Source organism: Pseudomonadota bacterium, assembly GCA_018823135.1.
GTDB lineage: Bacteria > Desulfobacterota > Desulfobulbia > Desulfobulbales > CALZHT01 > JAHJJF01.
The window spans coordinates 14,597-39,699 of record JAHJJF010000091.1; the positions used below are offsets into that span (position 1 = coordinate 14,597).

The 25,103-nt window shown below is 48.2% G+C and carries 25 protein-coding genes; 11 read left to right on the forward strand and 14 right to left on the reverse strand.

All coding sequences use genetic code 11. The features are described 5' to 3' along the window. The gene (locus KKE17_09800; GenBank protein MBU1710285.1) at positions 1-1,176 is read left to right on the forward strand and encodes a hypothetical protein; all 1,176 of its coding nucleotides are present in this window, start codon (positions 1-3) and stop codon (positions 1,174-1,176) included. Between the two features lie 351 nt (positions 1,177-1,527). Here KKE17_09800 and KKE17_09805 read toward each other — a convergent pair whose 3' ends face one another. After that, positions 1,528-2,904, reverse strand: a complete 1,377-nt coding sequence (locus tag KKE17_09805; GenBank protein ID MBU1710286.1) for a sigma 54-interacting transcriptional regulator — start codon at positions 2,902-2,904, stop codon at positions 1,528-1,530. A 285-nt stretch (positions 2,905-3,189) separates the two neighbouring features. On the opposite strand from KKE17_09805, the gene KKE17_09810 reads away from it, so the two are divergent. The 5 genes from KKE17_09810 to KKE17_09830 all read left to right on the forward strand — a co-directional run bounded on the left by KKE17_09810 (position 3,190) and on the right by KKE17_09830 (position 9,865). Continuing rightward, positions 3,190-4,860, forward strand: a complete 1,671-nt coding sequence (locus tag KKE17_09810; GenBank protein ID MBU1710287.1) for a DUF3373 domain-containing protein — start codon at positions 3,190-3,192, stop codon at positions 4,858-4,860. Positions 4,861-4,936: 76 nt separating this feature from the next. Further along, positions 4,937-6,127, forward strand: coding sequence for a YeeE/YedE family protein (locus KKE17_09815; protein MBU1710288.1), 1,191 nt, complete (start codon positions 4,937-4,939; stop codon positions 6,125-6,127). A 13-nt stretch (positions 6,128-6,140) separates the two neighbouring features. Beyond that, positions 6,141-6,473: a cytochrome c gene (locus tag KKE17_09820; GenBank protein MBU1710289.1), complete on the forward strand. Its 333-nt coding sequence runs from the start codon at positions 6,141-6,143 to the stop codon at positions 6,471-6,473. 143 nt (positions 6,474-6,616) lie between these two features. Then, on the forward strand, positions 6,617-7,486 hold the full coding sequence (locus tag KKE17_09825; GenBank protein ID MBU1710290.1) for a hypothetical protein: 870 nt from the start codon (positions 6,617-6,619) through the stop codon (positions 7,484-7,486). A gap of 753 nt (positions 7,487-8,239) precedes the next feature. After that, on the forward strand, positions 8,240-9,865 hold the full coding sequence (locus KKE17_09830) for a response regulator (protein ID MBU1710291.1): 1,626 nt from the start codon (positions 8,240-8,242) through the stop codon (positions 9,863-9,865). A gap of 34 nt (positions 9,866-9,899) precedes the next feature. Here the strand turns inward: KKE17_09830 and KKE17_09835 are convergent, their stop codons facing one another. From KKE17_09835 to KKE17_09850, 4 genes are all read right to left on the reverse strand, one after another. Beyond that, positions 9,900-10,979, reverse strand: coding sequence for a hypothetical protein (locus tag KKE17_09835; GenBank protein ID MBU1710292.1), 1,080 nt, complete (start codon positions 10,977-10,979; stop codon positions 9,900-9,902). Between the two features lie 177 nt (positions 10,980-11,156). Continuing rightward, complete coding sequence (locus tag KKE17_09840; GenBank protein ID MBU1710293.1) at positions 11,157-11,687, reverse strand: helix-turn-helix domain-containing protein; 531 nt, start codon at positions 11,685-11,687, stop codon at positions 11,157-11,159. Further along, complete coding sequence (locus KKE17_09845; GenBank protein ID MBU1710294.1) at positions 11,684-12,610, reverse strand: P-loop NTPase; 927 nt, start codon at positions 12,608-12,610, stop codon at positions 11,684-11,686. Before KKE17_09845 ends, KKE17_09840 begins: the two co-directional genes overlap by 4 nt. 158 nt (positions 12,611-12,768) lie before the next feature. Then, positions 12,769-12,969, reverse strand: a complete 201-nt coding sequence (locus tag KKE17_09850) for a hypothetical protein (protein MBU1710295.1) — start codon at positions 12,967-12,969, stop codon at positions 12,769-12,771. A gap of 255 nt (positions 12,970-13,224) precedes the next feature. On the opposite strand from KKE17_09850, the gene KKE17_09855 reads away from it, so the two are divergent. Further along, the gene (locus KKE17_09855; protein ID MBU1710296.1) at positions 13,225-14,421 is read left to right on the forward strand and encodes a metallophosphoesterase; all 1,197 of its coding nucleotides are present in this window, start codon (positions 13,225-13,227) and stop codon (positions 14,419-14,421) included. 160 nt (positions 14,422-14,581) lie between these two features. Here KKE17_09855 and KKE17_09860 read toward each other — a convergent pair whose 3' ends face one another. The 3 genes from KKE17_09860 to KKE17_09870 all read right to left on the reverse strand — a co-directional run bounded on the left by KKE17_09860 (position 14,582) and on the right by KKE17_09870 (position 16,144). Then, positions 14,582-14,884 (reverse strand): hypothetical protein, encoded by a 303-nt coding sequence (locus KKE17_09860; protein ID MBU1710297.1) that lies wholly within the window; start codon positions 14,882-14,884, stop codon positions 14,582-14,584. A 124-nt stretch (positions 14,885-15,008) separates the two neighbouring features. Further along, a complete protein-coding gene (locus KKE17_09865; GenBank protein ID MBU1710298.1) occupies positions 15,009-15,206 on the reverse strand; it encodes a hypothetical protein in 198 nt (65 codons plus the stop codon). 143 nt (positions 15,207-15,349) lie between these two features. After that, positions 15,350-16,144, reverse strand: coding sequence for a RimK family alpha-L-glutamate ligase (locus KKE17_09870; GenBank protein ID MBU1710299.1), 795 nt, complete (start codon positions 16,142-16,144; stop codon positions 15,350-15,352). A 438-nt stretch (positions 16,145-16,582) separates the two neighbouring features. Here KKE17_09870 and KKE17_09875 point away from each other — a divergent pair, with 438 nt between their 5' ends. The 3 genes from KKE17_09875 to KKE17_09885 all read left to right on the forward strand — a co-directional run bounded on the left by KKE17_09875 (position 16,583) and on the right by KKE17_09885 (position 20,296). Further along, positions 16,583-17,413, forward strand: coding sequence for an alpha/beta hydrolase (locus tag KKE17_09875; protein ID MBU1710300.1), 831 nt, complete (start codon positions 16,583-16,585; stop codon positions 17,411-17,413). 94 nt (positions 17,414-17,507) lie between these two features. Continuing rightward, entirely contained in the window at positions 17,508-19,655 is a 2,148-nt protein-coding gene (locus KKE17_09880) for a sensor domain-containing diguanylate cyclase (protein ID MBU1710301.1), read from the forward strand. Between the two features lie 242 nt (positions 19,656-19,897). Further along, on the forward strand, positions 19,898-20,296 hold the full coding sequence (locus tag KKE17_09885; GenBank protein MBU1710302.1) for a response regulator: 399 nt from the start codon (positions 19,898-19,900) through the stop codon (positions 20,294-20,296). Between the two features lie 45 nt (positions 20,297-20,341). Here the strand turns inward: KKE17_09885 and KKE17_09890 are convergent, their stop codons facing one another. The 4 genes from KKE17_09890 to KKE17_09905 all read right to left on the reverse strand — a co-directional run bounded on the left by KKE17_09890 (position 20,342) and on the right by KKE17_09905 (position 22,451). Next, complete coding sequence (locus KKE17_09890; GenBank protein MBU1710303.1) at positions 20,342-20,863, reverse strand: molecular chaperone Tir; 522 nt, start codon at positions 20,861-20,863, stop codon at positions 20,342-20,344. 269 nt (positions 20,864-21,132) lie between these two features. After that, a complete protein-coding gene (locus KKE17_09895; GenBank protein ID MBU1710304.1) occupies positions 21,133-21,276 on the reverse strand; it encodes a hypothetical protein in 144 nt (47 codons plus the stop codon). Between the two features lie 8 nt (positions 21,277-21,284). Then, positions 21,285-21,737 (reverse strand): hypothetical protein, encoded by a 453-nt coding sequence (locus tag KKE17_09900; protein MBU1710305.1) that lies wholly within the window; start codon positions 21,735-21,737, stop codon positions 21,285-21,287. 249 nt (positions 21,738-21,986) lie between these two features. Further along, positions 21,987-22,451: a universal stress protein gene (locus KKE17_09905; protein MBU1710306.1), complete on the reverse strand. Its 465-nt coding sequence runs from the start codon at positions 22,449-22,451 to the stop codon at positions 21,987-21,989. 276 nt (positions 22,452-22,727) lie between these two features. On the opposite strand from KKE17_09905, the gene KKE17_09910 reads away from it, so the two are divergent. Next, the gene (locus tag KKE17_09910; GenBank protein MBU1710307.1) at positions 22,728-23,216 is read left to right on the forward strand and encodes a Smr/MutS family protein; all 489 of its coding nucleotides are present in this window, start codon (positions 22,728-22,730) and stop codon (positions 23,214-23,216) included. Here the strand turns inward: KKE17_09910 and KKE17_09915 are convergent. Then, entirely contained in the window at positions 23,190-24,026 is an 837-nt protein-coding gene (locus tag KKE17_09915) for an HAD family hydrolase (protein MBU1710308.1), read from the reverse strand. The two genes, KKE17_09910 and KKE17_09915, sit on opposite strands and share 27 nt — an antisense overlap. A 10-nt stretch (positions 24,027-24,036) precedes the next feature. Beyond that, complete coding sequence (locus KKE17_09920; GenBank protein ID MBU1710309.1) at positions 24,037-25,032, reverse strand: SAM-dependent methyltransferase; 996 nt, start codon at positions 25,030-25,032, stop codon at positions 24,037-24,039. Between the last annotated feature and the right edge of the window lie 71 nt (positions 25,033-25,103).

The window sequence follows — 25,103 nt, forward strand, 5'->3', positions numbered from 1 at the left end:
ATGGGTATGAATCATTCATCAATAAGCGATCTGACTTTCAGCAATTCGCCCAAAAAAACCGTCGCCATACTCTGTATCGGAGTTGCCAGCCTGATCCTTTCCGGTTGTGCCTCTACTGGCTTATTCAGCGAAAGAACTGCCGGGATTTCTTCCGTAAACGCCCATTCGTTGTCCAAGGCGGCACTAGACAGCCGGGCCGCCTACACAAACGAAAGCCTCCCCCTCATTCCCAGGGAAGCCCGTGCTGAGGTAAAGGAAGAAGGCCGGGCCCAGGCAAGCCTTTCTCTTGTGGGAAAAAGCCTGAGCTCAGCCAATGATAAAAATATCAAGATCGAGCTTTTCACCGACAAAATAAATTACAGTACCGGCTATGTAAAGGTGCTTGCTCAGGATAACGCCGGCCAGGATGAATTCTGGCCGATTATTGCCCATGATAATGTTGGCAGTCATAGTGGTGTTTTTGAATACATCTACATCCTGAGCCTGCCCCGGGGCGGCATCCGCTATCTTGTTTTAAACGGCGGCCCCTATGCCAACGGTGAAAAAAAATACACCGGATTTGAGGGTTCTCTTATTGAACCGGGAAGCAGCAACAACACCAGTGAACCGGACAAGGTGGTAAAAATTGATTTCGGTTTTAATTTTCCCACACCGCCGATCTATGCCGAAGATACGGACCTGGCTGATGACGTGGTGGATGTGATTTCAGGAAAAATTGCAGCGATCAAGTCAACAAAAGCAAAAATCATCAAGACTAAAAATGAGCTCGCCCAACTGCAGAGCACCGAGACAACCCCTGAAAAAGAAGCCAAGAAGCAACTGAAAATTCAGGGCCTTGAAAAGAAGGTTACCGAACTTCAGGATGAGCTCACCTTTGAAATAGAGTCGACCCAGACCAGATTGCTTGATTATTTCGGTTTAAGGCAGCAGATCTCAAACAATTATGACAGTTTCATCAAAAGCAATCATTACCACTGGGCTGATGCGTCTCAAAAGCAGGACTACAGGAACACAATATTAAAAATGGTCGCAATAGACAAGGAAGTACATACTGCGTATAGCGCCTTTCTTGAAGATTCGCCGGATAAACAGAAACTGGACGTTCAGCATAACAACATGACCGTGCTCATCGACCTGAACAAGGATTTTGATAAGACTGCCCCTGATACCAAATAAACCACCCCGCAGTAGATAAGCACCAGACTTCGGGTCGCAAGGCATCAGGAGCCAGAAGCCTGGAGACAGAAGTCAGCGCTGCCGCCTGCGCTGGAATGAAAGAAAGTAAGCATCTTCGACTTGCTACACATTCATACAACTTGAGAAGTTTCACAAAAGAAGCCAGAGAAAAAAGCAGCATAGTTTTCTTTGAATGAAATCGTAAAAAAGACTGATTTCATTGAGTTATTTCCATGCAACATGTTGATTTCACCTGGTAAACCTTAAGCTGCAACAACTTTTTGCAAGTCCGCCTGCTTTGTCTTTTTCAGTTTTTCTTCTGACTCCTGACTCCTGGCTTCTGGCTTCAAATCAGAACAGATCCCGTTCCAGGTCGATGCCGTACTTACGGATCCGCTTCCACACCGTCACCCGGCTGACGCCAAGGAGTCTGGCCGCTTCACTCTGATTGCCTCCGGTCCGGCACAGGGCATCGATGAGTTGATCCTTTGCACCCAACACATCCGTATGCCTCCTGCCTGAGGTGTTCGGAAATTCCCCGGAATTTGCAATTTTCGGCGGCAGATGCTGGACATCAATTTCCCCCTGCGGGCACAGAACAAACGCGTAGTCGATGGCGTTTCTCAGTTCCCTGATGTTTCCGGGCCAGGGATAACGCCAGAGTTTTTCCATGGCCCCCGCCGTAACCCCATTAAGTTTTTTATCCTTGCTGAATGAATTATTGTTTGAGATGAAATGCTGTACAATGATCGGCAGATCCTCCCGTCTTTCCGCAAGGGTCGGGCAATACAGGGGAAAGACATTGATCCGGAAATAAAAATCCTTTCGGAATGCACCTGCGGCTATTAACTGATCAAGATCTCTGTTGGTGGCAGTTACAACCCTGACGTCAACAGGAATCGGCGTGTTATCGCCGACCCTTTCAATCTCTTTTTCCTCAAGCACCCGCAATAATTTCACCTGTATGGACAGAGGAATATCCCCGATCTCATCCAGAAAGAGCGTGCCGTTATGCGCCGCCTCAAATCGCCCGATCCGCAGCTGATCTGCGCCGGTAAACGCTCCTTTGACATGGCCGAACAATTCACTCTCAAGCAGGTTTTCGTTCAACGCCGCGCAATTGACTTTAATAAACGAATTTTTTCTTCTGTGGCTGCTCAGATGAATCGCCCGGGCAACCATTTCCTTTCCAGTCCCGCTCTGCCCGTGGATCATCACCGGCGCATCCGACATGGAGACATTATCAATAAGCCCAAAAAGCTTTTGCATGACCTCAGACTTGCCGAGAATGCCATGAAAACCATCGTCCAGCATGAAGATTTTTCTGAGGCTGGTGATCTCCTGATGCTGGCGCTCAATTTCCGACATGTCGGTGAGGGTCTCAACTGCACCTACTACCGCCCCCAGCTTATCACGCAAGACCGTAGCACTTTTGAGAATCTGGACAATATGCTTGTCTTTGCCGGTGATCTGGCATTTTTTATCTCTGCTCTTGCCCACGGTAAACAATTTGCACCACGGCTCATCCAGATCAGTATTCCCCACCGTCTTGCAGCCGGTACAGTTTAACACCCTGCATGATTTGCCGATCAACTCCTCAGCCTTATAGCCGGTCAATGTTTCAGTTGCCGCATTAACCGCCAGAATATTGCCGTTTCGATCGACGACCAGCAACCCATCCCGCAAGGTATCTGCAACAGTTTTCCAATTAGCAGCAATCTCATCCAAACCTGTTACCCCCTTATGTTAACCGTTAACATGTACAGCTTACACTAATTAACATAAGGTTTACACTCCAACTTGGCAAGCAAATATTTAATTGTTAAAAATCCAACAAAATCAAATAAGTAAAGCTTTTAATTAATTTTTTACCTACTGGCATGAACTTTGCTCTTGACTTTAGATGGTCTTATCCTGACAATCTGGAGTGAACGGGGAACGTTCGCTTACTGAAAAAACAGACTAAGACTATGTAATTGGGAGGTTTCATAAAACATTGTACAGGAGGTAAAAATGAGAATGTTATCAACTAGAAAGGCGGCATTTTTCTCGTTTGCGGCCGGTTCATTTCTCTTAATGAACGCGTTTTCCCCGTCGCAAGTAGTGGCAAGTACTGAAATTGACGAACTTAAAAAGAAAATCACCGACATGCAGGAGACCATCGACGAGATGGACGACCGCCTCAACGAGGCGGAACTGCACACCTCAACGGACAAGGTATCCTTCGGTGTAGAAATGCGCACCAAGGCAGACAGCATCCATTATGACAATATGCAGTTTGCGCCGCAATCCATGATCCAGGGGTTTTTCACTCCATTTACCTTTGTCGGGGATCCATTTGGAGGTTTTCAAGGCGCAACCCTTCAACAAGCAACAGACATGATGGACATGATGAAGACCTTTGGAATGGTACCCCCCACAGAAAGTTATGATTTTGATAACGGCAACATCTGGACCAGCAAATTCCATCTCAACATGAAATCCAAGGTGAACAACAACCTGTCCTTTGCGGGCCGACTTGCCGCCTATAAGGTCTGGGGTGACAGTTCCGGGGTCAAATTCAATTCAGGAAGTCTGGGCGACGTCACTTTTGACGGCAACACCACAAGCCTTCCCCACGGCGACACCATGCGCCTGGAAAGGGCCTATTTCAACTACAAAAACCAGGCCGGCTCCGTGCCTTTCAACCTATCATTCGGACGCAGACCTTCCACCGACGGCCCACCCCGTGAATACGGCAATTACAGCCTTGAGGGCGGCTCACCCATAGCCACCATCATCAACTGGCAGTTTGACGGCGCATCTTTGAGCTTCGGCCTTGAAGAGCTCGCGACAATTCCAGGCTTTGCATTCAAACTCTGCTACGGTGTCGGCTTTGAAGGCGACTGGGGCAATTCCTACTCCATCAACGCAACCGCCGATGTCGACGATGTCCATCTGATGGGATTCATCTGGTCGTTATTTGACGATGATACCCACAAGGTCGAAATGAACTATGCCCATGCCTCGGATATCACCGACGGCTTCACCGGTCTTACTGTAATGCCTTTCATCGTTTCCAAGTCGGATCATGACGGCAATCCTGCTACAGACGATATATATACCTTTACCCAGAATGCCGGCGGCTTTATCAGCCGTATGCAGCCCATGACCAATATCGGCGACTGGGATGCGTTAACCATGCTCTTCCGTACGAACGTTGCTGATTTTGACATGTTCCTTTCCGGATCATGGAGTCATACCGAACCTGAACATATCTCCACAAACCCATTCTATGAATTGATGGGCCAGGGTCTGTTGAACTCAAACGGCGACATGGAAAAACGCGACGGCTACATGATTCTTGTGGGCGCAGTCATTCCCATGCCTCTTGAGGCTAAACTGGGCCTGGAATACAACTGGGGTTCCAAGTACTGGTTCAACTTCACCGGTGCTGAAGATTCACTGATCGGCAGCAAGATGGCAGTAAGGGGTCAAGTATATGAAGGCTATTACATTCAACCAATTTATGGTGATACTTTCTTCCTGAAAGCTGCCTATCAGTATTATGACTACGAATATACCGGCAGTGGCAACCCTATGGGCGAGCCGGTGAAAATTGATGAAGCAACCGGCCTGGATGCACTCTTCCCGATTGTTGACAAGGCTTGGACTGCAAATCTCTCAGCAACATTGCGCTTCTAATACAATTTAATCCTTAGCTGGGGATCTCCTGCAACACCCCCCCGTTGCAGGAGATCTCCACCAAATGGAGTTCATCATGGATAACGAAAGTTTTTTAAGCAGCGTCAAGGAAGACCTTAAGGGCGCCTACAACGCTCTCTTCCAGAACGAATGGCCCACATGGCTTGCCGGGATTCTCATGGCGATCATGGCTCTGCTTATCTTTCTCTGGCAGGGTCCCTGGGGAATTGCCGGCGGGTATAAAAACTGGGGACAGTGGTTTTATTATCTGGTGGGGATCTCAAATACCGCCCCGGATACCACCCCCTTTACCAATACCATGTCACTCACCAATATCGGCCTGCTTTCCGGCGCATTGATTTCGGCGCTGATAAGCAAGCAATTTGCTATCCGCGGCACCTCAGGCCGGGAATACACCAAGGGTCTCCTTGGCGGCATGCTCATGGGTACCGGCGCGGCCCTGGCCGGCGGTTGCAACGTCGGCGGCTTTTATACTGCGATCGGCATGTTTTCCATGGGCGGCTATGCCATGATGATCGGCCTTGGCGTCGGAGCAAATCTCGGTTTGCGGGTACTGCTCTGGGAAATGGATCATCTGCCGGTCAAACCATCCCCCCCAAAACCCCCGAAAACTCCGCCCATGGACTGGTCAAAGATTCAGCCCTACCTGGGCGGACTTTTAATGATCGGCATAATCGGCGCATTTTACTTCTATGATGCACTGGATAAGACCCAGCTGGGCGGCCTGCTGTTTTTCGGTTTTCTCATCGGCATCATCATGCACCGCTCGAGATTCTGTTTTTCCAGGGCTTTCCGATGTCCTTTCATGACCGGCGAATCGGAAATGGTCAAGGCGGTGTCCATCAGCCTCATCGTCTATGGCATTGGCTCGGCCGTCATCAAATGGAATTATCTGCAGCCTGACATGATGGGCGTCTACCATCCGTTCTGGATCGGCAGCCTTCTCGGCGGCACGATCTTCGGCATTGGAATGCTGCTTGCCGGCGGTTGCGCCAGCAGCACCCTCTGGCGGGTGGGCGAAGGGCACACCAAATTAATGGTTACCCTGGTTGCTTTTGCACTGACCAATCCCATGGTAAGCCTCTTGCTCAATACAAGCGGCCTTGAACCCAAACTCGGCACAGGAACGTTTTTGCCCAAGGTTATCACCTGGTATTTTACCCCACCGGTATTTCTGCTGATATTAATAGTCTGGATCCTCTGGGCCCGTTGGAACGAAAAACACGACAAATGCGTACTCGTATAAAGGAGATTTACAAATGAAAAAAACAGTTATCACAGCAATTCTCATCGTACTTTCGATCTGTTTGCTCAGCGCCGGAATGGCTTCGGCAAAGGGTGACGAACGCAAAGGAAAATACTTTTTCCGCAAAAACTGCCGTGAGTGCCACAAACCAGACGGCTCAGCCGCTGAATTAGGCCCTGACAGCAAAACCATGAAACAATGGCAACGGGTTTTTGAAAAAGATAAATACATGGGTCTCAAGTGCAATGCCGAATGGCAGAAACAATCCGACCAAGAGCTTGAGGACGTCTTGAGCTATCTTTACAACCATGCGTACGACTCACCTTCTCCTGCAAAATGTAAATAACCCCCCCTCCCCAAAAATGCAGGAGAAGTTGAATCCTCCCCGAAGTCACCGGATCAGTTCTTGGTCCGGTGACTTTTTTCTTTTGTATCCTCTTGATATGATCTACTATGTATCCAACGTCGTCATCAACCCGGAGGCTGCCAATGCATAGATCAATTCCTTTTTCTTTTCTTTGTGTTCTTTTCCTTTTCAGTCCTGCCCTGGCCGACCAGACTTTGGTTTCTGCAAAAATTTCCACCGTACCGATTATTGACGGAAAGGCAGAGGATGACGCGTGGGCCGTGGCAAAGGCCATAACCACCCACGACATGGTTGCCGATCTCGATATCATCATTAAATCCGTATACACCGATGAACAGATATTTTTCCTTGTTACCTTTGCCGATGCCGACGAGTCCCGGTTGCACCGCAGCTGGAAATGGGACAAAACAAAACAACTGTACGGCATGGGTCCTGACCGGGAAGACATCTTTGTCCTGAAATGGAACCTGTCGCAGCACCCGGTGGATTTAAGCATCTATGCCGACAATCCCTATACCGCCGACATCTGGTTCTGGAAGGCGTGCCGGACAGATCCACAAGGATATGCCGATGATAAGATCCAGGTGCTTTCATCGGAACCGCAGAACAAGGCAGAAGATGTTTTTTCCAAATCCGGCAAGACAATGTTTCTGCTCAGAACCGGCGACCAGGGCAAAAGCACTTATAAGTCGACGATTCTGCTGGATTATCAAGGAGATATTGTCCCGCAATTCACCTACCGGCAACCCACTGCCAGCCGTGCCGACGTACAGGCAAAAGGAATATGGGCAAACGGCCGATGGACTCTTGAGTTTGCTCGCAAGCTGAACACCCGGCATCTTGATGACATTCAATTTACCCCGGTCGCCGCGTATCAGTTCGGCGTCTCCCGCTATGAAATTGCCGGCCGCCCAGAGGAGCCGGAATCCGAACAACCGAAATACGGCACCGGAGACGTATCTGAAAACCTCACCCTTATTTTCGGAAAATAACCTGAGCCATTCATGATCAAAACGTTTTCCATCAAAAATATTCTTCACTGGGGATTAGGTATTCTAGCGTCTTTATTCATCATCAGTTTGTTATTATTCTACAGAAGCCATGAACAAATAGACACGGACCTTGAAAAGATCATCCTCGTTGAACGGCCCAGCCTTGACTTTCTGATCAACATTCAAGAGAAAATCGGGGAAAGCGCTCCCCTGATACAGAGCTACCTGCTTGGCAAAATCGACAACTATCAGCCGATAATCGACCGGCTCACAGAGATTCAGGCCCTGCTTGAAAAGCCCCCCTTTGCCTTTGTTTCCCGTGAGGAAGTTCTTCATGCCGGGCTCAAGAAAAACATCAAAGAAATTGCCTATATCATTTCACTGTTCCGTGATGCCTTTTTTTACGATTCCTCCGGTTCCTTTGTTGAAGAAATGGATGAGTCCATACTTGAAAAAACCCTGGAGGCTAAAACCTCTCTTACCACCCTGATCCATCTGAATCGCTTCCGGATCAAGGAACTTGACGAATCAATTTATAGGAAAAATGAAACCCTTTCGCGCTTTATTCTCTCTTTCATGTTCGGCGTCGTTATTCTCATGGGTATCACTGCACTGACAACCGTCGCCCTGATTCAGAAAAAGCTGAAAATCCTCGAGACCGGGGCGCAAGAATTCGGCAGGGGCAATCTTGCCTTCCGGTTTGAACATATCAGCACCGATGAAGTCGGTAAAATCTGTTCAGCCTTCAACGCCATGGCTGAGCAGGTGAACAACTCCTATGAAGATCTGGTTACGGAAAAACACAAGGCCGAAGAAGCCAATCGTGTAAAAAGTGAATTTCTCGCCAACATGAGTCATGAAATCCGCACGCCGATGAACGGCATTCTCGGCATGAACGAACTTGCCATGCAGACTGAACTCACCGATGAGCAAAGAGACCTTCTCGGCAACGTCAGGATATCGGCTGATTCTCTGTTGACGATAATCAATGATATTCTTGATTTTTCAAAAATTGAGGCCGGCAAGCTGGACCTGGAACCCATCGATTTTTATCTGCGCGATGCGCTGGACGAAATAATTGATACTCTTTCCTTAAAGGCTGACGAAAAAAATCTCGAGCTTATTCTCGATATGAAAAATGACGTGCCCGATGCCTTGATCGGCGACCCGGGAAGGCTTAAACAGATCATCATCAACCTTGTGGGCAATGCAATTAAATTCACCGCAGAAGGTGAAGTAGTACTCAGGGTCCACGCCGATCAGGTGACTGCTGATGCGGCCACTCTGCATTTTACGGTCATTGACAGCGGTATCGGCATTCCGGAAGACAAGATCGATACAATTTTTGAAGCGTTCTCCCAGGCAGACGGTTCAACGACCCGCCTATACGGCGGAACAGGCCTGGGCCTTTCCATTTCTGCAAAACTGGCAAATATGATGGGTGCCGGACTCCGCGTGAAAAGTGCTGTTTCCCAGGGGAGCGAATTTTCCTTTACCGCAGCTTTCGGCCTTCAGCACCATGCGCGCATAAAAATTGAACGGGCATCTATGGAATCCCTCAAAGATATGGCGGTGCTCATTGTTGACGATAATGCAACAAACCGGCGCATCCTCCATGATGTTCTTGCAGGGTGGCACATGAAGCCGATAACCGCTGAAAATGCCGCTGCCGCTATGGAAATTCTCTCGGAAAAATGTTTATCAGGCGCCCCCATCCCCCTCATGCTTCTCGATTATCAGATGCCAAGGATGAACGGCCTGGAGCTGGTTGAGCAACTGTCGCAAGATGGCCGTTGCAAGGAAATGAAAATCATTATTTTGAGTTCCATCGGCGAAAGAGGCGAGGCGTTGCTCTGCACCAAACTGAAGGTCAACGGTTACCTTTCAAAGCCGGTAAAACAGGCGGAGCTGCTTGATGCAATCCTTACGGTTTTAGGTAAATCCACCGCTTCAACGCCAACCATGGTAACAAGGCACAGTCTGCGGGAAGACGCCCCCAAGTTCAAAATTCTGCTGGTTGAGGACAACAAGGTAAACCAGAAACTTGCAATGATGATGCTGAAAAAACGCGGCCATACTCTTCAGCTTGCTGAAAACGGCAGAGAGGCCCTTGACGCCCTGGCGGAAAACATCTTTGATCTTGTGCTGATGGACATTCAAATGCCGGAAATGGATGGCATGACGGCAACCAGAAAAATCCGCGAAGATGAAAAGCTGACAGGGCAACACATTCCAATTGTTGCGATGACAGCCCATGCCCTGAAAGGAGACAGAGAACGATGTCTTGATGCGGGCATGGATGATTATGTTTCAAAGCCGATAAAACCAAAAGAGCTTTTCATGGTGATCGAAAAAACCGCTTCACGCCATACCGGTTAAAAGAGGACTACTGATCACCCTCTTTGCCTCAGATTCAATGCATTAAACCGAGGGGTGCGAGAAGCTCCTGCTCGATTTTCTGCCTTGTAATCTCTCCAGGTGCGTCGCTATTGCCAACAATCTCCGCAAGTTTCCGGGCACGAATAAGGTTGTTTTCGCGGCTCACAGACCTTGCCTCTTCAATGCGGTCCCAGTTCCGGTCAATAAGAAAATGATCAAAAGCGTCTAAAAGTTCAGGGGCAAGCATTCTCCTGATCCCAGAGAGAAATGAAATATAAAAAGCCAGAGAGGTCTCCTTTCTAGTCCTGAGGATATAACTGAGCATTCCCTTCTCGTGGGTGTCCGCCAGCACATCCTTTAATGCCCGTGAAAAAAATTCTATCAGGCTGTCAGGATAATCCCTGATAAGCCGCCGACTGATATCACCGCTTACTTCTTTTTCTTTTATTTCGCCGATTTCGTGATAGATAAGCGGTTCCATCTCCTCATCCACCAGATAATCAAAGGTGTTTTTCAGGCTGTCCCTGTCCAGATGATCATCCCGGTCAAGAACACCGTACAGTTTCAGGGCATGTTGAATAGCCGCTTTCGCTGAAGGCCTCGCCTCCTGAAGATGATCCCAGAAGAAAAACCGCAACGACTCCCTGCGCAGATAAATAACCCCGTCCTGAGACATTGCAAAAGGACTGGCAAGCTCCCGGGCTTCTTCGTGCCCGAGAATAAAGACCTGATAGTCTTCGACCCGGCGCTCTTCAAGAATCTCGGCAAGAAAAAACACTGCCTTCAAAGACCTGCCGTAGCCAGCGCCGTAAAGCTGTTTGCCTTTGCTTAAAGACTCATTCACCGACCGGATATCAAAAGGATCCAAGGCCTTGCCATTTACCGAAAGCCTGGCATAATCATCTCCAAGCAGGGTCTTCCAGCAAGACTCCCTGGTGTCAATCCAATCGAGTACTGCATGGGATTCGGGCTCCTCCCATGGTTCCAGGCCTTTTTCCCATTTATAGAGATTGCGGAGTTTTAATACCAGAATACAGATTGAGTATATGCCATTGTCCCTGGCGTCGGAAATATCGCAATTTCTCTTGATTATACGGGTAAGGGAGTCTGGCATCACAGGAACCTTGGTCCGGGTCTTTTCAGAACGGATTCCCGGAGAGATGAACTTTCAGGAATAATATCTTTTGAAAAATACGCCCCCGGCTCTAACCTGGATATTTCGCACGGTACGCTTTGGGTTCTGAAACACCTTCAGCCTCTCTCCCAAACAGCAACTCCGGGCTTTCCAGGCTTAGGGATTTTCTTTTTTCCAGTCGGCAAAACGCTTCATATAATCCTGGGCAACCTTTTCCGGATCAAGGGACAGATATTTTGCCAAAAGCACAACAAATCCTCTGGTATAAACCGGGACCGGCAGGGCTGCGAAGTCCTCTTCTTCAATATTCTTTAGATGCCGGAGTTGAACCTTTGTTGTGTCGGCCACATCCTCGAGGTCGACGTGCAGGGCAATCCTTATCTGCCTTAACGCATGGCCGTCAAATTCAGATATTTCGTCAACCAGGCGCTTCAGCTCATAATCAAGGGCCTTACCCTCCTCCTTGAACAAGAGAAGCAGATGCTGGTATGCATCTTCGATTGATTCAAGAATCTCCGCAACGCTTTCGTTGGAAATCTCCCCTGCCGCCGGCAAAGTGACAATGGAATCCGTTGAATACAGCTCTTTCAGATAATTATACGATGTCCGTATTTCCTGCAATGACGAATCAAGAGGAAGCTCGAGCACTTCAAAGTGATTTCTGAACTCGTCCCTGTTTATTTTCATCCGGCCATTCCTACCTGCCGACCCTCAATGAGGTTGTCAATGACCTTATCGAGTTGCTTGGTTGTTTTTGAGGCCGGATGCTGCTGCACATAGACCTGCCTTTTGTTGGTGCTCCTGGTGACGAACTCGTCAAACTCTACATGCCCGACGTATTTTGCATTGAAGCCGAAATACTTCATACAGACGCTTTTAGCTGAATGTCCGACTTGAGCGTCCTTGCCGTTTTTCGACTTATTCAACAGAATATTTACGGTGAAACTATTCAGTTCACTGGTGATTACCTCTTCGACTTGTTCGGAATATCCTTTAAGATAATCCAGCAATTGTTTGAGGGTCTCAATGCCGAGCTTTCCCCTGTTTTTCCAGGAAGCGGTTACAACGTCCTTTTTACCGGCCATGGTCATGGCGGTAACCAGTTTCCGAAAAAACACGTTTTTCAGAAAATAATACATATTTTCTATGGCGATCATCTCAGGAACGATCACCGCAATCATCTTATCGGCAAGCAGGAAGGTATCAATGGTATTGAAATGGGTCCCGGCGCCGAGATCTATGAGGATGTGGTCGGCATCGAGTTCTTTGATGTGGTGAAAAAACTTTCGTTTCTGCGCGTGCTTAATGCTGTCAGAGGAGAGCGAATTGACTGTACCGCTCAAAAGCTTGAGATTAGGGATGCCGGACTCGACAAGCAAATCCTCTAAAGGGGCTTTTTTATCAAAGAAATCAGAAAGGGAGGTTTTCGGGCGGCTCATGCCGAGGAACGAATGCAAATTGGCGCCGCCCAAATCAGCGTCTATGAGCACGACTTTTTTGCCGCGCATCGCCAGCGTGCTGCCGATACTGCTGATGATAAAGCTCTTGCCGATACCGCCTTTACCACCGCCTATGGCCCAGATTTCCCTTTCTGTTTTTCGCTCAGTCATCCCTTACTGAATTCCGATAATCATTAAACACCAGCCTGAAAATTCTCTCTTTGCAAGATCTGGCAATTTGGGGCTAACAACAGTATTACTCATGGTAATATCGAGAAATTACGCTAAACCTTTTCAGGAAACGGGTCAACCAATAAATTTCTGCTCCCTTAAGGTGCGCGGTCCTTGTCTTCCACAAGATAATCCTTCAATTTCTCAAGCAAGGAATCCGGCAGCGGTTCGTTATAAAGAAAGGCCTGCGCCTCCTCACCGGTAATCTGCTGTTTCACCTCAATGGGCAGGGATCGTAAAATCGCCATTCTGTCTGGATCGGGCTTTTCCTTTCTCGGACCTGCATGATCGTCTTTCATCATATTTTCCTTTTTGTGAATCTTTATAATTCTCAGCTGCGAGCAGGATACGACAATGACCTGAAACGTTTTGATCAGAAGATCAGGATCATTTTTCCTTTGTTCCTGGGGTTGATGCTATAATAATTTCTCTGGTGAAACTCCCCGCGCCAAAAACAGTGCAATAATCTTTACTTGCTTATTAGTAATACGACCAGTTAAAAAGGTGAGATGATTATCCCACATCACAAGAGCAACATTTTTCTATAAAAAACCATGTCCCTTTTTCTGCTCACATTTCTTGCTATTTACGGTTCTGCACATCTTTATTTCTTCATAAAGGCCAAAAGCGCTTTCAAGTTCGGGCGTAATAGAATTTCTCTGCTCTGCCTGTTCCTGTCAGTAATGACAGCAGCACCGATCATTGTCCGTCTGCTGGAAAGGTCCGCCCATGAAACTCCGGCATTACTCATGGCGTGGATTGGCTACTGCTGGATGGGGTTCCTGTTCCTCTTTGTTTCCATTGCCGTTGTGGTGGACTTCCTGAGAGTGGCCTCAAAACTCCAGGAATTCTTCACAAGAAAAAAGTTCCCGGCCTTTCAGCTGAATCCAGCGCTGGTCTTTTTCGTTCCCCTGGCGCTGTCCTCGGCGATCTGCATTTATGGTTTTTTCGAAGCCCGAAATATAAGCATGGAGACAATCACCATTGAAACAGAAAAATTACCATCTAACACCTCATTGCGAATCGTGCAGATTTCTGACGTACACCTGGGGCTTCTTGTCGGAGAAAAAAGGCTTCAACAAATACTTTCGGCGGTCAAGGCCGCAGAGCCGGATCTGCTTGTTTCAACCGGCGATCTTGTTGACGGCTCTATAATTCGACCGGTTGATCTTGCCGCAATGTTTCAGGAAATAAAGCCCCGGTATGGAAAATATGCCGTTACCGGCAATCATGAATATTACGCAGGATTATCAAAATCAGTGTCTTTTACCGAAAGTGCCGGCTTTACTTTGCTTCACGGTAATTACCTGTCGATAACCAACACCCTGATCCTTGCAGGTGTTGACGATGAAACGAGTCATTTTATCACCCAGCGCCCTGCTTTACCGGAAAAGACATTTCTTTCCGGCATCATCCCCGAAAAGTTTGTGCTTTTCCTGAAACACCGGCCAGAGGTTGACCCGGACAGTGCACCCTTTTTTGATCTTCAACTCTCGGGCCATTTCCATAAGGGGCAGATCTTTCCGTTTAATCTCCTGACCTGGTTTCGATATCCGGTGAGGGCCGGCCATCTCAACAGGAAAAACGGCACATTACTGTATGTGAGCAGAGGGTCTGGAACCTGGGGTCCGCCGATTCGATTTCTCGCTCCCCCGGAAGTTACGGTGATCAATCTTGTCGGAATCGTATCAAGTTGCAGCAGCAAAAGGTCCACCTCACAAAATCAACACGTTACAACCCCTGTCGATTAAATCAGTCTGTTCCAAGTCTCTTTGCATTCGCTATCTGCGATTTCATCAATCCTGTTAATCCGGCAACCCACCCGGAAAACAAAAAAATAAGCGGCGGGAGCCTTAAAACTTCCGCCGCTTATGAAAAAATGCACTTTATCTATGAACGAGACTGGAGGGGTTAACCCCTGATAGCGTACTGCTCCTTGAAGCCTGCATAGAGCAATGCACCGCCCAGAAAAAGTAACGCTATCTGTACGAAACTGAAAAACAGCGGCTGAACAATAATTCCCGATGCCGCCGCAAGAACCACCACCAGATAGGCAACTCCAATGGGTGCGTTCTTGGTTTCCCCGAGGAGTTTATTATGGATCGGCGCGAGCAGAAGACCTGCGGCAATACAGAGGAAAAAAGGCCATGCCGACTCAAATTGAAATTTAAGCGCAATTATTGATATGAGCAATGAACCAATGATAATATTCATGGTATCTCCTGTTTTCTTTTTTGTTCAGATCCGTGTTTAAACGCATGATTTCAGACGCAGCATCTCACCGATTACCACAAACCCACACATGCAGTCAACCGGGATATCATAATTGTTAAGAAAATTATCTTTTCCTGCTCTTCCGAGGTTTATCGCCTTTTTCCGTCTTTATCTTTTTGGATGCCGTTCCCTCGTCGCCCGGATTGACAGAGCCAAGGCCGAGGCATTGCGGGCATTCTTCCGTGGAAAGCAAAAACCGGCTGACCCCCTTAAAATAGCTTATCTGGCCCGATCCGCCACACACTTCACAGACTTTCTTCATGAAATTACCAGGATAATCAAAGCGTTTAAGCGATAACGAGCGTAGCCCGGGCCTGTTGCTCCGCCGCGCGAAAATACCAGCCGGAAAAACCACAGAAATGCTTCCGTTTTTGGCATTCACGGGGACAGCAGCATAAACACAGATCAAGGGGATGAAAACAACTCCCCGGACAAGAGCTTTTCACGAATTACTTCCTTGAGAACCATTTTCTTCTTCCTGAAGCCCTCTCGCCCATACTGCATGTTGGCTTCGATAATATACCATGAATCATCATGGAGCAATAAATCCAGCCCAACGTCATTAAACTTACAGCGCCTGGCATATTTTTCCGCAAGACCTATGGCCTCCTCGGGCACATTATCAAAATCAATTTCCCCTCCCTGTGAGATATTGGCCCTGAAATTACCGGGGGCGCACTTTCTCCAGTATGCAAGGACACACCGGTAATTGATCAACACGACTCGCAGGTCTCTGCTGTGCGGCAGGTATTCTTGAATATAACCCACTTTTACGACTCGCAGGTATTGTTCAAGTTCCGGGAGATTGGTGATTTTAAAAACTCCCTTGCCCATGGATGACGCGCGTGGAATTTTAGCGATGAATGGAAAAGTGAAATCATCAAGGATATCCGCCTTCTTCCGTGAATAATAAAATCTCGTTCTCGGATGAGGAATTTCCAGCAGATTAAAAAGCGTTGTCTGCTTTATTTTCTCATCAGCATACAGGTAGGTTTCAACACTGGGGAATATCTTTCTCCCGGCCGTGGTAAAAAACTGCGCATAATTCAATGATGGATAAAGAATCAGCTTAGCCTGGTTAATCATTTGTCTTTCGCGGGGAGTGTAATCATGGTAATTGGGCTTGACCCCAAGGGTCTGCACCTCTGGAATCGCCCGCATCCGGCTGCCTAACGCCACAAAAGAGACTTCACCCCCCATGACCTCACCTCTTTTTAATTTCTTGATAATCGAACAATATTTACCGGATTGAAGCTCCCCGCGGCAGATAAGCGCCAGGCTTTGAGCCTCGGAGAATGCACTCGCAGGTCCTGTTTAAAATTCGAACCGCTCAAATCAGGATAGATCGAACCATTCGTCTATCCTGCCACAAAGATTCAACCATAGTAAAGGCAAACCTGCTCAAACAGGATTTAACTCACATGACAGATTGAACCCGAGCCGCGACAGTTTATGCCTGGCGGGAATTCCTTGCGCTTCTTAAATCCCTGATTTTCTGTTACCACACTCTCAACCCATGGAGCATCTTGTATAATAACCATTTTGACAGCCGTATAAAATCCGGTATATGTGCTTTGACAAACCCGGTGATACATATTTTAATAGGATCTTTAAAACGTTAATTCAAAAAGGAACAACATGACGGAAATCCCTTTCGGTTACGCAAAACTTGATCACCCTGATATTCTTGCCGTTCTCTTCCATCCGCGCAAAGACGTAAGCACACAACCGCCACCCAATGCTGTTGCACATGATATCAGCGTTGCCGATGGCATTACCGTTGAAGGGCGCCTGCATCTTTCTGACCCAGCCGCCCCGCACATCCTTTTCTTTCACGGAAACGGCGAGATCGTCAGCGATTATGACGACATCGGGCCCATGTATAACGCTGTCGGACTTAATTTTCTGGCTGTTGATTATCGCGGCTACGGCAACAGCACAGGAACGCCCACTGCCAGCTCCATGATGGCCGATGCTCACACAATCTTTAGCTGGATTAAAGAATGGATGTCGCGGGAAAACCGTACCGGGTCCCTGATCGTCATGGGCCGTTCCCTTGGGAGCGCCTGTGCCATTGAACTTGCCGCTTCCTACCCGGAAGACATTGTCGGCCTGATCATTGAAAGCGGCTTTGCCCACACCCTGCCTTTACTGCTGACGCTGGGGGTGGACGCTAATACGCTGGATTTCTCTGAAATGAACGGCTTCAAAAACGCCCAGAAAATCTCCGGTATCGCCAAACCTACGCTTATCCTCCATGGCCAGTTCGACGAGATTATTCCGGTAGCAAGCGCCGAAATACTGCAATCGCTGAGCCCTGCCAAGGGCAAGGAATTTCAGATGGTGCCGGGCGCCGACCACAATACGATCATTGAAAAGACGGGCAGAATGTATTTCGAGGTAATTAAAAGATTCACTGATAAGATCGCCTGCATAAAACCGAAGCGATATGTGAGCAGGCGAAAATAGATTCGCTGGCCGCACAGAAAACAAGAGCCGACTTCTCAAGGGTTTGCCAGACCGATTTTTCCAGAAATTTATCCTTTGTCCGCAGGAGAAGCCGTTGTCCAGAAAAAAGCAGTCCCGGTTCAGCGAAACAGGTTTTCTTCTCATCAGAAACTGGTACGGATCGCTATTCGGCATTATTGGCGTCGCCGCTGTCGCCATGGGCCTGTTCGAGCCGGACTCAAATGTTTTGCTGCAAATCATTGTCGTCGGTCTCTTGATCTTTGCAAGCTGCCGCGATCTCTACCCTCGGCTGCAGGGAAAAATTTCCGACCGGTATCTTGATGCTGTTACCGGCCCTTTACTCTGGACCATCCTGATCTGGATCCTTTTTCGCCGGCTGGTTCCTTTTGCCGAACATGCTCTTTTCCTCCCGGCCTGTTTTGCTGCCTGGCTCTATGTGTCTTTTCCCATCAAACAACTCATCCTGCCGACCATGGCAGCTGTTTTCATGGAGATCGGACTCTTTGCTGCCGACGCGCAGTCGATTATTGTTCTTGTGCTCAATCTCATTTTTTATACCGCAGCCATAACCGCTTTAAGCCTTTTTACAGACAGCAAGGCTTATCGCAGAAGAATGCGCCAGTCCCTGGCACGATCTAAAGCCCAGGCGGAAACAGATGAATATGCTTTGGATTTCGCCCTCATGGGCGACACGCCGTCTCTCTTGAACTCCCTGAATTTAACGGAAGACCTCGACAAGCCGCAAAACAGCCGCCCAGCAGTGGAAGCGGTCACCGCTTCTTTCAATCTCCAGCTTGAATTGCTGAGAAAAGCCCTGGGACTCACCACTGTTGCAATTTTATCCCTTGACCCGACAGGCTCGGAACTGCGCCTCAGAAACCTTACCACCTCAAGAAAAGATATTTTTTCCGGGCCCTATCCCGGTCAAGGCGGCTTTGTCAGCGCTCTGAAATCAGCCGGCAGTGAAGTCGCACTTGCCCCGGCCAAAGGTGGCTCCTGGAGCCTGCCGTATTATAAAAACCAGCAAGGCGTGGGAAGTCTCTTTGCCCTCAGGGTGGAGGACGATTTGGCGCCTGATGATGAAAATCAATCCCCTAAAATAACCGCGATTCTCTGTGTTGATCGCACCAGTGACGATTCCTGGACGGAAACGGAACGAAATGTCCTGCGCACTGCAGCCCGCAAATTCTCCCTTGAACTTTCGATGAATCGAAAAATGCTGACTCTGGACAAAGAAAAATCAGCCATGCAGCGCGTTTGTGTCGGCCTTCGTGAACTCAACTCCGTCCTTGGCCTGGAACATGTATTTGATGCGACATTCACGGTGATCCGCACCCTGGTTGATGCCGACTGTATTGCCATAAGCCTTCGCAACAAAGACAAACACCGCGTGGTCCGGGCCGAGGGACTGCTTGCCGAGCAATTTCAAGACCTGGAAAAATCCGCAACTGAGGGGCTGGTCGGTCAGGCCTTCAAACTCCAGAGGACGGTTCCCTTAACCGCAGAATACCGCGGCCCCGCGCCGATCTTCAGCAACGATGAAAAAATTTCCGAATTTCGCTCTCTGCTGATCATGCCTCTTCTAAAAGAGGAAGGGGAGGTTATCGGCGCCTTGATCGTTGCGGCGTGCCGGCCTGGGGTTTTCACAAAACACCGCCGTGACATGCTGGAACTGATCGCCGCCCAGATCGCCATCAAAATTGATCTGGGCCAGGCCCATGAAAAAATCAACACCATGGCATCAACCGACGGACTTACCGGACTTGCAAACCACCGTACTTTTCAGCATGGTTTCGTTATCATGCTGGAGCGCGCCCGCAGGCAAAAAACTCCACTTTGCCTCATCCTCTGTGATATCGATTTTTTCAAAAAAGTTAACGACACCTACGGCCATCCCTTCGGCGACCAGGTATTGATGGCTGTTGCCAGAATACTTTCTGAAACAGTCCGGACCGTTGACCTCGCGGCCCGATACGGCGGCGAAGAATTTGCCATCGTCCTTGAAGGCTCGGATCAGGAGGGCGGCCGCCTCATGGCTGAAAGAATCAGAAACGCCATAGAAGAGATGACTGTCCGGCATGAAGGCCAGACCGCCAATGTCACACTTTCACTGGGGCTTACCGTATTTCCTGTCTTCAGCGAAGAGAAATCCACACTGATAAGCCAGGCGGACCAGGCCCTTTACCGCGCAAAAAATCTCGGCAGAAACCAGGTCGTCTGCTGGTCTGAACTGAACCGGTGAAAATACTTGCGGTTATATTCCTGTTTAATTTTTGTCTCTAAATAGGTATACTGCATACACTTTAAAAATCACTCCCGTGGACAGCAAGAGGCGTGCTGTGGCCACAACATGCCTGAGCACTTAGAAACCACCGCTGAGTTTTACTGATTTTTCGTTCACACCCGGACAGAACTCTCCTGCATCATGAAAGCCGGGACTCAACGCTGTAGCGTGATACAATAAATTTTAAATGGAGCCTGTTGATGTCAAAGCTCAAAGTTCTTATAGCTGAAGATTCCAAGCAGATCCAACTGTTTTATAAACGTGGCCTGTCGGAAAATGAATTCGAGATCAAGATGGCAAATGATGGAATGGAAGCCATTGCAATCTACGAGGAATGGAAACCGGATGTTATTCTGCTTGATTACATGATGCCGAATCTGAACGGCTATCAGTTTCTAAAAGATTTGCGTGAAAATAAAAAAGACACCTGGACGACGGTGATCGTTGTTACAGGAGTCACTGAAAAAAACGACATTGTTGCTTTTGCCAAACTGGGCATTCAAGGGTATATCGTTAAGCCTTTCTTGGTTGAAGATCTTGCTTTAACCGTAAAAAAACACCACAAGGCAAATTCCGCCCGTATTGCCTCGGCAAAATAGCCCGACCCTGCACTGTTGGCCCAAACAACGCAGGATCCCCGCATATTACAAAGAATTAATCACCTTTTCCGTGCCATCCGGCATGATCAACACTCCCTGCTCAGCAACGCCCTTGCTGTATTGCCCGACATATTTTCTCCCATCAGGATGGGTATAGGTCCCATTCCCGTGCGGCTTGTCCTCAAACCAGCCGCCCTCGTAGACACCGCCGCCGGGAAGGGTCAGGACCCCGTGGCCGTGATAGTTGCCGTCCTTCCATTCCCCTTCGTATTTTGTTCCGTCAGGATTGGTCTGTACTCCTTGTCCGCTGGGCAGATCTTTTTCCCATGACCCGACGTATTGCCGGCCGTCGGCAATTGTAAGGGTTCCCTGGCCATCATAATAGCCTTCCCTGAAAGAACCTGCATAACGCCTGCCGTCATCAAAAATCAGGGTGCCGATTCCATTCTGACAATCGCCCTCAATGCATTCCGGGACAGTATTTTGGTTTTTGACGTAAAAAAACAGCCCTATCAAGATAAGGACCATTGCCACAGTTATTAGTTTGCTGATCGTTTTTTTATTCATCCGCGTATAGTTTCCACAAAAACCACATGCTTACAATTACTTTTTTGTGACTCTTAAGAATTCTCTGCTGTTATATGACATCATTCAGGCCCCTTGCGCCCGGCCCTGATTTCGAAGCAATCAGGCCCGCCGGGAGCGTGACAGAAAATCACACATCGCCGAGCACGCAGGATAAGGGATTTTTCCCGCCGGTGAAGATGTTCGGAAAAGCCGCGGCTCATGCGCCAAAACAGTATAGCAGTATATTTATTTGACGGTTACCGCCGGTATCAGGCGGTATGGGTGACGGACTGTTGATGAAACCAGGAGCCGTACCCGTGACGGCTCCTGCCTCCACCAAAGATTATCGTGAGGAATATTGCAACAGCCAGAAAGATCGCCAGGATAATAAGCAGCAGATCTTTTTTCTGCATCGGTTGACTTATAGCAGCCGGTATGGGTATGCCCGCCGCGTCCACTCATTCTCCGGCCAGGTGGCGGCAAGCTTTTCATATGCACCTTTGAGCGGTGCGGGATCCTGGGTGCTTTTATATCTGCACACCCCTTGCAGATACACAGCCTCAGGTGCGGCATCGCTCTTTGCATAAGTATCCAGAAGTTTGCCAAGAAAGGTCAACGCTACATCGGTTTGATCGGCATCAAACGCTGTCTTTGCCTGACCCAGAATCAATGACGGAATGAGTTGCGCCGGGTCGAGAAACCCTACGGTGCGGTGATGTTCTTCGCCTTTGCCGTCCAGGGTAATCAGCGAAGGGGTCCATTTAATGTTAAAATCCGTGGCAAGGGGTTGGCTGTCAGATTTAACCCTCACCGGGATTATGTTCTCCATAATAAACGCGGCAACACTGCTGTCAGGATACGTCACGGCATCCATTTGCTGGCAGCCGATTCAATGTGGATTATGAAAATCAAGCAAAACTGTTTTCCCCTGCGCTTTGGCCTTTTTCACGGCCGCAGCCAAATCCGTCTCCCAGACAATTAATTTCGTCATAATGCTCCTTTAAGCTTTTGGGCTTTCTCCAAATTGAAAAAACCGGATAAGAAAGCCTGCGGGCACTCAACTCATCCGGTTTTATGAGGTCAGGCTAATCCCAAATTGCCCTGTTCACTGCCGGGCCGGAAACTAGCGCATGATAAGCACCGGAATCTCCGCATTATTGGCAACCTCCCGACTGACGCTTCCCATGAACATTTTAGAGACATTTTTGCCGCGGGAACCGATAATAATCATATCAGCCTTGCTCTCCTGGGCAACTTTGATGATTTCGTCAGCAGGATGCCCGGACCTGACGGTTTTCTTTATTTTTGCACTGCAGCCATTGCCTTCCATGGCCGCTTTATAGTAATCAAGTATTTTATGTGCTTTTACATCCAAAGTGTTTTTGTATTCCGACCCCTCAAGGACATTCCTGAGTGTTGAAAGTTCGGCATCACCCAGCATATCATCCATCAAAGATCTTCCTTCAAACATCTCCACATACACAAGGTTTACTTCGGAAGGCGACATACACTTGCACATCTCGCTGCATTTACCAAAAATTTCCTTAGCGCTCTTCGTGTCATCTACTGCGATGAGAATCTTATTCATATTCCACCTCCTGGGTTGTAGATATTTTATGATATTCCGCCCACAATGGGTTGAAAGTTCTAAAAAATCTCCTGCTTCATTCTTATCTTTGTTGTATTACGTGCTTTTTAAAAGTGTCAAGCACAAACAGTTTTTATGTCCCGGCAGTAAAAAAAACTTGTCCCATAAACGGATAGTTGTTTGATTTATCACCATATAAGTAATATTATCCTCATGCTTGATGTCTCTCCGCAAATCATCGTGCCACTAACAAATTCATTCACTTGATCGAACAAAATGAAATCTTACAGAAAAGATAAGCACGGAATACGTATATTTAAAGGGGCAGAAAATATCAATTCCCGCCTTATGGGTGATGAGAGTGACAGCACAGAGAAGGAACCCGGGTTTGCGGAGCTTCTCAAATCCTGCGACATCCCTTTGCCCTGTCCGGATGCCTTAACTGAAAAACATCAACAAGCCGAATCTTTGTCGAAAAGCACCTACCCCGCCCAACCGCAGGCGGAAATTGATCTGCATGGATTCACTGCTGCTGAAGCGCTGATCAAAACCGAAGCATTTATCCATACGGCCAGAGGCAATGGCTTGAGGGAGATCAGGATTATTACCGGCAAGGGGTTGCATTCCCAGGGCAAGGCGGTTTTGCCGGATGCGGTTGAGGGCAAACTGCAGGAACTCAGACAGAGAAAGCTTGTTAATTCTTTTAAGTGGGAAAAAAGCAGCAAAGAACGGAGCGGGTCAGTGATCGTCTCCCTGGGAAAATAATTTGAAATGAAAACAACCTTCCATAACCCCTTTAACGTATCTTTCCGATGCAAAAAACACCTTATCGGCAATGCCTTTATCCCCTGTCAGTCGCCGGACTTCCTCTTTTACCGTCCCGGATGCATTTGCCACAACAACCGCATTAAAGCCGCTGACAAACGCCAACAAGTCATTGCCCGAATCTCCGGCATACACCACCCGCTCTTTCTTCAATCCGAGCTTCCGCCATAAATAGGCTAACGCATAGTCTTTTGCCGCCCGCTGCGGCAGCACATCAACAAGGCCGATATTATTCTGGCAACCAACGCTGTAAATGACGTTGGCCCGGACATTTTTTCCGGCAAGGCGGTCCTTTATCCGGATAGCCATTTCCCGATAATCAAGGGTGACAGGAACATAATAACTCTGCTTGAATTCCTTCTGTTTCTCGGCTTCCTGAGGAGTTAACCCTTTAATTCCCCGAAGAATTCGAGCAATATCGCTTCCAGAAAATCCTTTCCAGGAAGTCTTGAGCCGATTTCGAAACTCCTGATCAACCACCCAGTTTTTCCCCTCGCGGAGATAAATCGTTGTCCCGACGTCACAGACAAAAATGTCCGGTACCGGCAACCGGTATTGCGAAACCCCCGCAAGGGCCAGTTCCAGATGTCTGCCGGTGACATATGCCAGACCAACATGTTCATTGTCTGCCATCAACCGGTTGAATTCCTGAATCTCGGCATCCCTTTCCGGTCCGGGTTCAAAAGGAATGACCGTTCCGTCCAGGTCGCTTGCCAGCAGGGAGGTCTTTGGCTTGAGGTGCGTCATCATAATGACCGAATCATTTTATCCCGCAGAGAATTGCAGAATCATTAGGGCTCTTGAATGGATGCCGGTAAATATCTCTGACCCCGGCGGTTTCCAGCATTGAGGTTAATTCTTCTTCGGAATAGGACCTTCCCGCCGGATTATTGATCAGCATGTTGATTGAAAACAGCGCCGCAAACTCCGGGGCATCCTTGTTATTATCAAGGATGAACTCATGAATCATGATCAGGCCGCCTGGCTCCATTGCACCAACGGTTTTATTTATCATGTCCTGACATTCATCCGGGCCGTTGCTGTGCAGTATATGCGAAAGCCAGGCAACATCGTACGGGCCGCCGGTAATCGAATCGAAATTAATATCGCCACCCGCAAAATCAATCCGTTCGCCAAGTCCGAAACTGGTTACTGTTTTCCGCGCAAAAGGCTCTGTGGTCGGGCGATCGAAAATAACCGCATTGAGCTCTGGATTTTCCTTACAGAAATGAATGGCATAGGTGCCGGGACCACCGCCCAGGTCGAGGAGCCGTTTTTTCCCGGAAAGGTCTGTCTGGGCAGCGACCACAGGCGCGTTTCCCATGGCCAGATTAAACATGCCCATAAGAAAGCTTTCGCGCTCAATCTCCTCACCGTAGGATCTTGTTTCAACCGGCTTTCCGGTAATAACCGCTTTATCCAGTTGTGCCCAGCCATCAAGAATATGATGATGATGTAAAATGATATAGCCGATATATTTTTTTGAATCCTTGCAAAGAAATTCCAAGGCGGCTGGTGAATTAACATAGATCGAAGCTTTTTTGTTCAATAAGCCCATTGCCGACAAGGCATTGAGCAGATACTCGCAACCTCGCTGATCGGCACCGATTTTTTCTGCAATAAATGAGAGGCTCCTGCACTGATCGCCTATGATTGTAAATACATCAAGCCTGACTCCTGCCTGTAAAGCGCAGCCTTTCCAGAACGCTGTTGAGGTGCTGAGCAATTTTCCAATAGTCCATTCCTTATTTACCAGCATTATGTTCCTCCAATTGTAGAATTTCCGTTAAAAAATTCTTCTGCGCAGAATACAGATAATCATACACA

Bases quoted from the DNA above. Each gene is read 5' to 3' on its own strand.
- KKE17_09800 (MBU1710285.1), top strand. From the start codon at position 1: ATGGGTATGAATCATTCATCAATAAGCGATCTGACTTTCAGCAATTCG.
- KKE17_09810 (MBU1710287.1), top strand. From the start codon at position 3,190: ATGAGAATGTTATCAACTAGAAAGGCGGCATTTTTCTCGTTTGCGGCC.
- KKE17_09815 (MBU1710288.1), top strand. From the start codon at position 4,937: ATGGATAACGAAAGTTTTTTAAGCAGCGTCAAGGAAGACCTTAAGGGC.
- KKE17_09820 (MBU1710289.1), top strand. From the start codon at position 6,141: ATGAAAAAAACAGTTATCACAGCAATTCTCATCGTACTTTCGATCTGT.
- KKE17_09825 (MBU1710290.1), top strand. From the start codon at position 6,617: ATGCATAGATCAATTCCTTTTTCTTTTCTTTGTGTTCTTTTCCTTTTC.
- KKE17_09830 (MBU1710291.1), top strand. From the start codon at position 8,240: ATGGCTGAGCAGGTGAACAACTCCTATGAAGATCTGGTTACGGAAAAA.
- KKE17_09835 (MBU1710292.1), bottom strand. From the start codon at position 10,979: ATGCCAGACTCCCTTACCCGTATAATCAAGAGAAATTGCGATATTTCC.
- KKE17_09840 (MBU1710293.1), bottom strand. From the start codon at position 11,687: ATGAAAATAAACAGGGACGAGTTCAGAAATCACTTTGAAGTGCTCGAG.
- KKE17_09845 (MBU1710294.1), bottom strand. From the start codon at position 12,610: ATGACTGAGCGAAAAACAGAAAGGGAAATCTGGGCCATAGGCGGTGGT.
- KKE17_09850 (MBU1710295.1), bottom strand. From the start codon at position 12,969: ATGAAAGACGATCATGCAGGTCCGAGAAAGGAAAAGCCCGATCCAGAC.
- KKE17_09855 (MBU1710296.1), top strand. From the start codon at position 13,225: ATGTCCCTTTTTCTGCTCACATTTCTTGCTATTTACGGTTCTGCACAT.
- KKE17_09860 (MBU1710297.1), bottom strand. From the start codon at position 14,884: ATGAATATTATCATTGGTTCATTGCTCATATCAATAATTGCGCTTAAA.
- KKE17_09865 (MBU1710298.1), bottom strand. From the start codon at position 15,206: ATGAAGAAAGTCTGTGAAGTGTGTGGCGGATCGGGCCAGATAAGCTAT.
- KKE17_09870 (MBU1710299.1), bottom strand. From the start codon at position 16,144: ATGGGGGGTGAAGTCTCTTTTGTGGCGTTAGGCAGCCGGATGCGGGCG.
- KKE17_09875 (MBU1710300.1), top strand. From the start codon at position 16,583: ATGACGGAAATCCCTTTCGGTTACGCAAAACTTGATCACCCTGATATT.
- KKE17_09885 (MBU1710302.1), top strand. From the start codon at position 19,898: ATGTCAAAGCTCAAAGTTCTTATAGCTGAAGATTCCAAGCAGATCCAA.
- KKE17_09890 (MBU1710303.1), bottom strand. From the start codon at position 20,863: ATGAATAAAAAAACGATCAGCAAACTAATAACTGTGGCAATGGTCCTT.
- KKE17_09895 (MBU1710304.1), bottom strand. From the start codon at position 21,276: ATGCAGAAAAAAGATCTGCTGCTTATTATCCTGGCGATCTTTCTGGCT.
- KKE17_09900 (MBU1710305.1), bottom strand. From the start codon at position 21,737: ATGGATGCCGTGACGTATCCTGACAGCAGTGTTGCCGCGTTTATTATG.
- KKE17_09905 (MBU1710306.1), bottom strand. From the start codon at position 22,451: ATGAATAAGATTCTCATCGCAGTAGATGACACGAAGAGCGCTAAGGAA.
- KKE17_09910 (MBU1710307.1), top strand. From the start codon at position 22,728: ATGAAATCTTACAGAAAAGATAAGCACGGAATACGTATATTTAAAGGG.
- KKE17_09915 (MBU1710308.1), bottom strand. From the start codon at position 24,026: ATGATGACGCACCTCAAGCCAAAGACCTCCCTGCTGGCAAGCGACCTG.